This is a genomic window from Paracoccus sp. (in: a-proteobacteria), assembly GCF_035556475.1.
Classification (GTDB): Bacteria; Pseudomonadota; Alphaproteobacteria; order Rhodobacterales; family Rhodobacteraceae; genus Paracoccus.
Genome location: NZ_DATMFA010000018.1, coordinates 26841 through 35295 on the forward strand (window position 1 = coordinate 26841; position 8455 = coordinate 35295).

Genomic DNA, 8455 nt, shown 5'->3' on the forward strand with positions numbered 1-8455 from the left:
TCAGGGCAGATGGTGGGCCGTAGACGGCCGCACCGCGATTTTCGACCGGGGAGAACCTATGCAAGACTACAATTCGATCCGCACGGCCGGGACCGCGACGCGTTCGGCCGCCGTGGATGAAGGGCTTCGCGCCTATATGAACAGGGTCTATGGCCTGATGGCCATAGGCATGCTCGTTACCGCCGGCGCCGCTTGGGGCATGGCTGGCCTTGCGCTTTCGGATGTCCAGACCCCCTACGCCTTGGGTAACGGCCAGTATCTGACCGAATTCGGCAAGACGCTCTATCTCTCGCCCCTGAAATGGGTGGTGATGTTCGCGCCGCTGCTGATGGTCTTTGCCTTTGGCGCCGCGCTGAACCGGCTTTCGGTGCAGGGCGCGACGACGCTCTTCTATGCCTTCGCGGCGGTCATGGGCATCTCGATCAGCTGGATCTTTGCCGCCTATACCTCCTTCTCGATCGTGCAGACCTTCCTCGTGACGGCCATCGCCTTCGCGGGCCTGTCGCTTTACGGCTACACGACCAAGAGGAACCTCTCGGCGCTTGGCACCTTCCTGATGATGGGCCTGATCGGCCTGATCATCGCCTCGATCGTCAACATCTTCGTGCAGTCGAGCGCGATGCAATTCGCAATCTCGGTCATCGGCGTGCTGATCTTTGCCGGCCTGACCGCCTATGACACGCAGAACATCAAGAACACCTATCTGCAACTCGCCAATTCGGACCGCGACTTCCTTGGCAAGGCCGCGATCATGGGCGCGCTGCAGCTCTATCTCGACTTCCTGAACCTGTTCATGTTCCTGCTGCAATTCATGGGCAACCGGAACAACTGATCACCCCTCAGGTGCGAAACTTGCAAAGGCCGGGCGTCTGCCCGGCCTTTTTGCTTGAAGCGGGACAAGGCGCGGGGTCAGGCTGCTGACCAAAACACCCATAATACATTGAAATCTTTGGCGGACCCGGGAGGGCTCGAACCCCCAACCTTGGACTTAGAAGGTCCCTGCTCTATCCAGTTGAGCTACGGGTCCGCAACGTCCGCTTTCATGGCAAAGCCTGCGGGCTTTATCAACCGCTCTTTGCAGCCTGCGCGAGGTCGAGCGTCATGTAGACGCTGTTCGGGTCCAGCCGATAGCTGCCGAAAGGTCCACATTCGACAAAGCCCACCCGGCCATAGAGCGCGCGGGCCGCAATGAACGTCGGCTGCGTCCCGGTCTCGAGGCTGAGACGCTGGTAACCAGCGTCGCGCGCGTGGGCGATCAGCAACTCGACCACATGGCGGGCGAGACCGCGGCCGCGCTCCTCGGCCAGCACATGCATCGACTTCACCTCGCCATGCCCCGGAGCGATGCGCTTGATCGCGCCCATGCCGATCGGGCGGCCCGCCTCGCGCAGGACGAAGAAGTCGATATCGGGATCGACCAGATCCTCGCGCGGCATCATGTGGATCGACTCGGGCGGAGTATCGGCATGCATGTCCGCGGTATGGCGCAGGAACAGAAGTTCCAGATCCTCGGTCAGCGGGCTCTCCCGGCTCAGGATCAACGGCTGCTGCTGGTCGACGCTGTGGCTCATGCTGCGGCTCCTGTGAATCATCCCCGCTTAGCAAAGCCCGAAGGCGGGCAGAAGACGGGTTCACGCACGGGTGATCGAAATAAGGATGGCGCCCCGGCGCGGACCGCTTTTCCCGAAGAACTTCCGCAACTCGGGAGGCGGCGGCAGAACGCTGGTCCGCCCAAGCCGTCGCAGCCAAAATTCCCTTGTCCTCAATGGGAAGCCCGGCCGGGGGCGCGCGCTTGCCGACCCGCAAAGGCAAGGCTACCTCTTTTCGCGGAACCGCGGGGGAAGCCATGTCGATCGTCATCGAGAACATGACCAAGAACTTCGGCAGCACCGCCGTGCTGCGCGGAATCGACCTGACCGTCGAATCCGGCGAGTTGCTGGCCCTGCTCGGCCCCTCCGGCTCGGGCAAGACGACGCTTCTGAAGATCATCGCCGGGCTTGAATGGCCGAATGCCGGCGGGCTGGTCGTCAATGGCCAGGACTGGCTGGGCCTTGCCGCGCAGCAGCGGCGCATCGGTTTTGTCTTCCAGCATTACGCGCTGTTCCCGCATATGAATGTCCGCGACAACATCGCCTTCGGACTGACCGTCCGGTCCCGCGCCGAGCGTCCGGGGAAATCAGTGATCGCCGCCAAGGTCGAGGAGCTTTTGCAGTTCCTCCAGATCGGGCATCTGGGCGACCGCTATCCCGCGCAGCTTTCCGGCGGGCAGCGGCAGCGCGTCGCGCTGGGGCGGGCGCTGGCGATCGAGCCGACGGTCCTGCTGCTCGACGAACCCTTCGGCGCGCTGGACGCCGCCGTCAGGCGCGACCTGCGCGCATGGCTGCGCCGCGTCCATGAGGAGACCGGGTCGACCACCATCTTCGTGACTCACGATCAGGAGGAGGCCTTCGAGCTGGCCGACCGGGTCGTGGTCATGGGCGATGGCCGGATCGAGCAGATCGGCGATGCCGACCGGATCCACGACCACCCCGCGACGCCCTTCGTGGCCCGCTTCATGGGCGCCACGATCGAGCTGGCGGTGACGATGAGTGCCGGCCGCGCCGAGGCGCCCGGCCTCGATTCCAGCCGCATGGCCCGCCGCGCCCTGCCCGATGGCCCGGCCACGCTGTTCCTGCGGCCGGGCGATGTTACCCCCGTCGCCGATCCGAATGGCCGCTGGCGTGTCACGCATTGCGCAAGCAATGGCGCGATCCTGCGCATCGACCTCAGCGACGGCACGACGACCATCCCGGTCGACCTGCCGCGCCGCGCGGCCGAGGCGAAAGGGCTGGCCACCGGCACCCCCGTCATCCTGCGCCCCGAAGCCGGGGCGATCTTTTCCGACCGGCTCGCGCCCATTGTGGCCGAGAGCCCGCAAGCCGCATTCCCTCGCAAGGAGAAAAGCCTATGATCCCGAGACTTCGCCTCGCCGCGCTGGCCCTGCTGCTGGGGACGACCCCGGCTTTCGCGCAGGACAAGATCCTGAATGTCAGCTATGATATCGCGCGCGAACTGTTCGAGGCGCTGAACCCCGAGTTCCAGGCCCATTGGAAAGACAAGACCGGCCGCGACGTCACCATCGACCAGAGCCATGCCGGTTCGTCCAAGCAGGCGCGGGCGATCCTCGAAGGCTTGCCGGCCGATGTCGTGACCTTCAATCAGGAAACCGACATCGACGCGCTGGCCAAGGGCGGCATGGTGGCCGAGAACTGGCGCGAGGCCTTCCCGAACGGCGCCTCGCCCTATTACTCGCTGCCGTCCTTCCTGGTGCGCAAGGGCAATCCCAAGGGCATCAAGGACTGGTCCGACCTTGCCCGCGACGACGTGAAGGCGGTCTTCCCGAACCCCAAGACCAGCGGCAACGGGCGCTATACCTATCTTGCCGCCTATGCCTATGCGCTGGCGCAGGACGGGGGCGATGACGCCAAGGCGCAGGAATTCGTCGGCAAGATCTTCGCCAATGTCCCGGTCTTCGACACCGGCGGGCGCGCCGCCACCCAGACCTTTGCCGAGCGTGAGATCGGCGACGTTCTGGTGACCTTCGAAGCCGAGACCAAGGGCATCGCCAAGCAATATGCCGATCAGGGCTTCGAGGCCGTCACCCCCTCGATGAGCCTTTTCGCCGCCTTCCCGGTCGCTATCGTGACCGAGAACGCCGAAAAGGACGGCTCGCTCGAGGTTTCGACCGAATACCTGAACTGGCTCTACACGCCCGAGGCGCAGGAAACTTTGGCCGAGCAGAATTTCCGTGTCACGGACAAGGACGTCGCCGCCAAGCACGCCGCCGAGTTCCCCGAAGTGAAGCTCGTCACCGCGGACGAGGCCTTTGGCGGCTGGGGCAAGATCCAGTCCGAGCATCTGGCCGAGGGCGGCATCCTCGACAAGGTCTTCGTCAACAGATGAGCGGATCGGCCCCGATCCGTGCGAAACGCGTCCTGCCGGGGTTCTCGCTGAGCCTCGGCACGACGCTGCTTTACGTTGCGCTGGTCATCCTTCTGCCGGTGATCGCGCTGTTCCTGAAAGGGGCCGAGATCGGGCCGACGCAATTCTGGGCGATCATTACCGCGCCCCGGACGCTGGCGGCGCTGCGCGTGACCCTGACCGCCGCCGCGGTGGCGACGGTCTTCAACGCGCTTTACGGCCTGCTCATGGCCTGGGTGCTGACGCGATACCAGTTTCCCGGCAGGCGCATCCTCGACGCGCTGATGGACATTCCCTTCGCGCTGCCAACGGCGGTGGCCGGCATCTCTCTGACCGCGCTTTACTCGGCGAATGGCTGGTTCGGTTCCCCGCTGCAATCGGTCGGGATCGAGCTGGTTTATACGCTGGGCGGCGTGATCGTCGCCATGGCCTTCACCTCGGTCCCCTTCGTCGTCCGGGCCATCCAGCCCGTGCTCGAGGATCTCGACCCGGCGCTGGAACAGGCGGCGATGACGCTGGGCGCCAGCCCCTTCGCGATCTTTCGCCGCGTCGTGCTGCCCGCGATCCTGCCGGCATGGCTGGCCGGATCGACCGTGGCCTTCGCCCGCTCGCTGGGTGAGTTCGGCGCGGTGATCTTCATCGCCGGAAACCTGCCCTTCAAGACCGAGATCGCGGCCCTCCTCGCCTATATCCGGCTGGAGGAATACGACTATCAGGGCGCGGCGGCCATCGCGCTGGTCCTGCTGTTCATCGCGCTGGTGCTGCTCGTCCTCTCGAACCTCGTGCAATTCCGCGCCGCCCGCTATCTGGAGGCCAGGGCATGACCACCCTCGCACTCGACCACGCCCCGGGCCAGAGCCGCGCGGTTCCCCGGCTGCTGATCGGCCTTGCCGTCCTGCTGACGGCGATCTTCGTCCTTGCCCCGCTGGTCTTCATCTTCTGGCGGGCGCTGACCGAGGGCTGGGCCACCTATATCGCCAATATCACCGACCCGATGACGCTTCATGCGATCTGGCTGACCACGCTGGTCGCGGTTATCGTCGTGCCGGTGAACATCGCCTTCGGCATTGCGGCCGCCTGGCTGATCGCCCGCTTCCGCTTTCCGGGCCGCCGCCTCCTCGTCACGCTGATCGAGATCCCCTTCTCGATCTCGCCGATCATCGCGGGCATCTGCTACCTGTTGCTCTACGGCCGTCAGGGGCTTCTGGGGCCGTGGCTGGCCGCCCATGACCTCAAGATCATGTTCGCCCTCCCCGGCATCCTCTTGGTCACGATGTTCGTCACCGCCCCCTTCGTCGCGCGCGAGGTGCTGCCCTTGATGCAGGCCCAAGGCTCCGAGCAGGAGGAAGCTGCCGTGACCCTTGGCGCGCGAGGCTGGCAGATCTTTTCGCGTGTCACGCTGCCGAATATCCGCTGGGCGCTGCTTTACGGCGCGGTCCTCTGCACGGCCCGCGCGGTCGGAGAGTTCGGCGGCGTCTCGGTCGTCTCCGGCTCGATCCGGGGCCAGACCAATACCCTGCCGTTGCAGATCGAGCTGATGTTCAACGACCTGAACACCACCGGCGCTTTCGCCGCCGCCTCGACGCTCACGGTGATCGCGCTGGTCGTTCTGGTCGTCAAGGCCGCGCTGGAAGGTCGCAGGTGATCCACCGCAACTGGCGGGATTGTCAGTGGACTTGCTGCCTGACCCCGCGCTAGGCTGGCGACATGGATACCGCGCTGAAGGACAAAGGGACGAACTGCCCTGAATTGCCGAAGCCCCGCAGCTTCTGGCAACGGATTGCTGATCGCCTCGCGGCGATTGTCGGCGCCGTGCGCCCGGCCGCGCCGCCCGAACGGTCGGTGGCCTTTACCATCGCGGTGATCGCGCTGGGGGCCAAGCTTGCCAAGGCCGATGGCGCAGTCGCGCGGTCCGAGGTCGCGGCCTTCCGCCGCGTCTTCATCATCCCCCGCTCGGAGGAGAAGAACGCCGCGCGCGTCTTCGACCTCGCGCGTCAGGATGTCGCCGGTTTCGACAGCTGGGCGCGGCGCATCGCCGCCATGTTCGGACCGGGCGACCCGGTCCTGATCGACGTGCTGGAGGGGCTTTTCATCATCGCGGTCGCCGATGGCGACCTGCACGAGGCCGAGAACATCTTCCTCGACGAGGTCGGCCGCATCTTCGGGCTGACCCCGGCGACAGTCGCCACCATCCGCGCCCGCTATGACCGGCGCAGGGGCTGTCCGTCCTGCGAGGTGCTGGGTGTCTCGCCCGATACGCCGCTGCCCGAGGCCCGCAAGCGCTGGCGCGACCTCGTGCGCGAGTCCCATCCCGACCGCGCCATTGCCCGCGGCCTCCCGCCCGAGGCGATCCGCCTGGCCGAGGCGCGGACCCGCGCGCTGAACGAGGCATGGGAGACGTTCCGCAACATGCACAAGCTGCATCCGGTCTGAAAGCAGGCGTCAACCCAGCCGGCCGCCGCCCTTCGCTGAAGGAGAAGAACCATGCAACGCTTCGCCATCATCGCCCTTGCCGCCGCATTGGCCGGGGGCCTCGCTTTGGCCCAGACGCCCTATGAACCGCCGCCCGCCGATGAACCGTCGGGCGACGACCTGAAAAGCGATATCGAAAGCGGCTTGCAGGGCTTCATGGAAAAGCTGTTGAACGAGGCCCAGCCGCATCTTGAGCAGCTGGGCCGCGATCTGAGCGATACCGTCAACAGCTTCAAGCCGGTGCTGGACGAGCTTGGCGACCTGATGGACGATGTCGGCAATTACCAGACGCCCGAGCGGCTGGAGAATGGCGACATCCTGATCCGCAGGCGGGCCGATGCGCCGCCGCCGCCGGTGATCGGAAACACGCTGCGCGATTTTCTGGCACCGGGCGACGCGCCGCCCTCGGACGCGCCCTCCGATACGGCGCCGTCGCCGGATGAGCCCGAGCCCCTGCCCGATCCCACCGCCATGCCCGAGATCGAGCTTTAGGGCGCGAAGCCCTCGACCCAATCGACCAGCCGCGGCAGGCAGCGGGTTCTGAGGTCATAGCCCTCGACGATGGTTTGCCGGGCGGCCTTGCGCAGTCGTTCGGCCTCCGGGTCGCCCGCCAGCGCGCGGATCAGCGCGGCTTCCAGCGCGGGCTGATCGAAGAAGGGCACCAGCCGGCCATTCTCACCGTCGCGGATCAGTTCGCGCACCGGCTCGGTATCCGAGGCGACGATCTGGCAACCCGCCGCCATCGCCTCGGTCAGGGACCAGCTGAGGACGAAGGGATAGGTCAGATAGCAATGGACCCGCGCGACCTGCAGAAGCGACAGATAGTCCCGGTAAGGCACCCGGCCCAGGAAATGCACCCGGCTCAGATCCAGCCGGCCATCCAGCTCGGCCAGCATCTTCGCCTTCCAGCTTTCCGCGTCGCGCGGCGCACTGCCATAGCTGATGCCGTCATTGCCGACGATGACCACCTGCGCCTCGGGCCGCGCGGCCAGAACGCCGGGCAAGGCGCGCATGAAGCGGTGGAAGCCACGATAAGGCTCAAGCGAGCGCGAGACATAGCTCAGCACCTCGTCGCCCGCGCCCAGCACCCGCCCATTCGGCAGTTGCAGGCGCGCCGCCGGATCGGGGCGCACGTTCTCGCAATCGATGCCGTCATGGATCACGGTCAGCTTCTGGCGCAGTTCGGGCGGAAATGAACCGGCCTGATACTCGGTCGGCGCAAGGCCCGCATCGGCCTGAACGAGGCCCTGGATCAGATGCGCCGATCTGGCGACCGCGAAGGCCCGGCTGTCATCCGTATCGGCGCTGATTTCGGGGTCGAAGCCCACATCATGCCCCCGCGTCCGATAAAGGAGTTCGGCATAGACCAGCAGCTTCGCCTCTGGCCAGATCTCGCGCAGGAACAGCGTCTCGCCCCAGCCGCTATGGCCAAAGATCAGGTCCGGGGTATAGCCGTGCCGGTCGCGCAGCGCCCGGCAGCCGCGGGCGGCAAGCCAACCACGCTCGGTATGTTCGAAATAGCTGCGGCCAAGACCGCGGACCGTGTCGTTCTTGGGCGGGCTGGCATAGCGCACGACCCGCACCGGCGCGGGACGGTTGTTCCCCTCATCCGTCAGAGCCAGAACCTCATGGCCGCGCGCGGCGAGCGCGGGCGCGAGATGAAGGAACTGGCCGGGAAAATTCTGATGGACGAACAGGATCTTCATCGAAGTTTCTCAAGAAACGCCGCGTCGATCAGGCGACGGGTATAGTCGCTTTGCGGGGCCTCGAACACGCGCTCGGTCGTGCCATGTTCGACGACTTCGCCGGCCTGCATGACCATGATCTGATGCGACATCGCCCGGACCACGCGCAGGTCATGGCTGATGAACAGGAAAGCCAGCCCGTGCTTGCGCTGCAAGCGCCGCAGCAGATCGACGATCTGGACCTGCACGGTCATGTCGAGGGCGCTGGTCGGCTCGTCCAGCACAACCAGCTTGGGCTTCAGGATCATGGCGCGGGCAATGGCGATGCGCTGGCGCTG

The 8455-nt window shown here is 65.9% G+C and carries 10 protein-coding genes and 1 tRNA gene; 7 read left to right on the forward strand and 4 right to left on the reverse strand.

All coding sequences use genetic code 11. From position 1 onward, the window contains the following. Window positions 1–58: 58 nt before the first annotated feature. Window positions 59–832 (forward strand): Bax inhibitor-1/YccA family protein, encoded by a 774-nt coding sequence (locus VNQ78_RS02300; RefSeq protein ID WP_325686161.1) that lies wholly within the window; start codon window positions 59–61, stop codon window positions 830–832. A gap of 118 nt (window positions 833–950) precedes the next feature. On the opposite strand, the gene VNQ78_RS02305 is transcribed toward VNQ78_RS02300, so the two are convergent. Together VNQ78_RS02305 and VNQ78_RS02310 are read right to left on the reverse strand one after the other, a co-directional pair. Continuing rightward, window positions 951–1027 (reverse strand) — tRNA-Arg (locus VNQ78_RS02305). Between the two features lie 37 nt (window positions 1028–1064). Continuing rightward, window positions 1065–1571, reverse strand: coding sequence for a GNAT family N-acetyltransferase (locus tag VNQ78_RS02310; RefSeq protein ID WP_325686163.1), 507 nt, complete (start codon window positions 1569–1571; stop codon window positions 1065–1067). A gap of 275 nt (window positions 1572–1846) precedes the next feature. On the opposite strand from VNQ78_RS02310, the gene VNQ78_RS02315 reads away from it, so the two are divergent. From VNQ78_RS02315 to VNQ78_RS02340, 6 genes are all read left to right on the forward strand, one after another. Next, window positions 1847–2950: a sulfate/molybdate ABC transporter ATP-binding protein gene (locus VNQ78_RS02315; protein ID WP_325686165.1), complete on the forward strand. Its 1104-nt coding sequence runs from the start codon at window positions 1847–1849 to the stop codon at window positions 2948–2950. Continuing rightward, window positions 2947–3942, forward strand: coding sequence for a sulfate ABC transporter substrate-binding protein (locus tag VNQ78_RS02320; protein WP_325686167.1), 996 nt, complete (start codon window positions 2947–2949; stop codon window positions 3940–3942). Before VNQ78_RS02315 ends, VNQ78_RS02320 begins: the two co-directional genes overlap by 4 nt. Beyond that, complete coding sequence (gene cysT / locus VNQ78_RS02325) at window positions 3939–4784, forward strand: sulfate ABC transporter permease subunit CysT (protein ID WP_325686169.1); 846 nt, start codon at window positions 3939–3941, stop codon at window positions 4782–4784. The genes VNQ78_RS02320 and cysT overlap by 4 nt, the downstream gene beginning before the upstream one ends. Further along, window positions 4781–5605: a sulfate ABC transporter permease subunit CysW gene (gene cysW / locus VNQ78_RS02330; RefSeq protein WP_325686171.1), complete on the forward strand. Its 825-nt coding sequence runs from the start codon at window positions 4781–4783 to the stop codon at window positions 5603–5605. Before cysT ends, cysW begins: the two co-directional genes overlap by 4 nt. A 62-nt stretch (window positions 5606–5667) precedes the next feature. Beyond that, on the forward strand, window positions 5668–6393 hold the full coding sequence (locus tag VNQ78_RS02335; protein ID WP_325686173.1) for a molecular chaperone DjiA: 726 nt from the start codon (window positions 5668–5670) through the stop codon (window positions 6391–6393). A 51-nt stretch (window positions 6394–6444) separates the two neighbouring features. After that, window positions 6445–6924 carry a hypothetical protein gene (locus tag VNQ78_RS02340; protein WP_325686175.1) on the forward strand — a complete coding sequence of 160 codons (480 nt, stop codon included), beginning with the start codon at window positions 6445–6447 and terminating at the stop codon, window positions 6922–6924. Here the strand turns inward: VNQ78_RS02340 and VNQ78_RS02345 are convergent. Both VNQ78_RS02345 and VNQ78_RS02350 read right to left on the reverse strand, forming a co-directional pair. Continuing rightward, window positions 6921–8138, reverse strand: coding sequence for a glycosyltransferase (locus tag VNQ78_RS02345; RefSeq protein ID WP_325686177.1), 1218 nt, complete (start codon window positions 8136–8138; stop codon window positions 6921–6923). The two genes, VNQ78_RS02340 and VNQ78_RS02345, sit on opposite strands and share 4 nt — an antisense overlap. Then, window positions 8135–8455: ATP-binding cassette domain-containing protein (locus VNQ78_RS02350; protein ID WP_325686179.1), on the reverse strand; the 321-nt coding region annotated here is incomplete at its 5' end. The genes VNQ78_RS02345 and VNQ78_RS02350, both read right to left, overlap by 4 nt.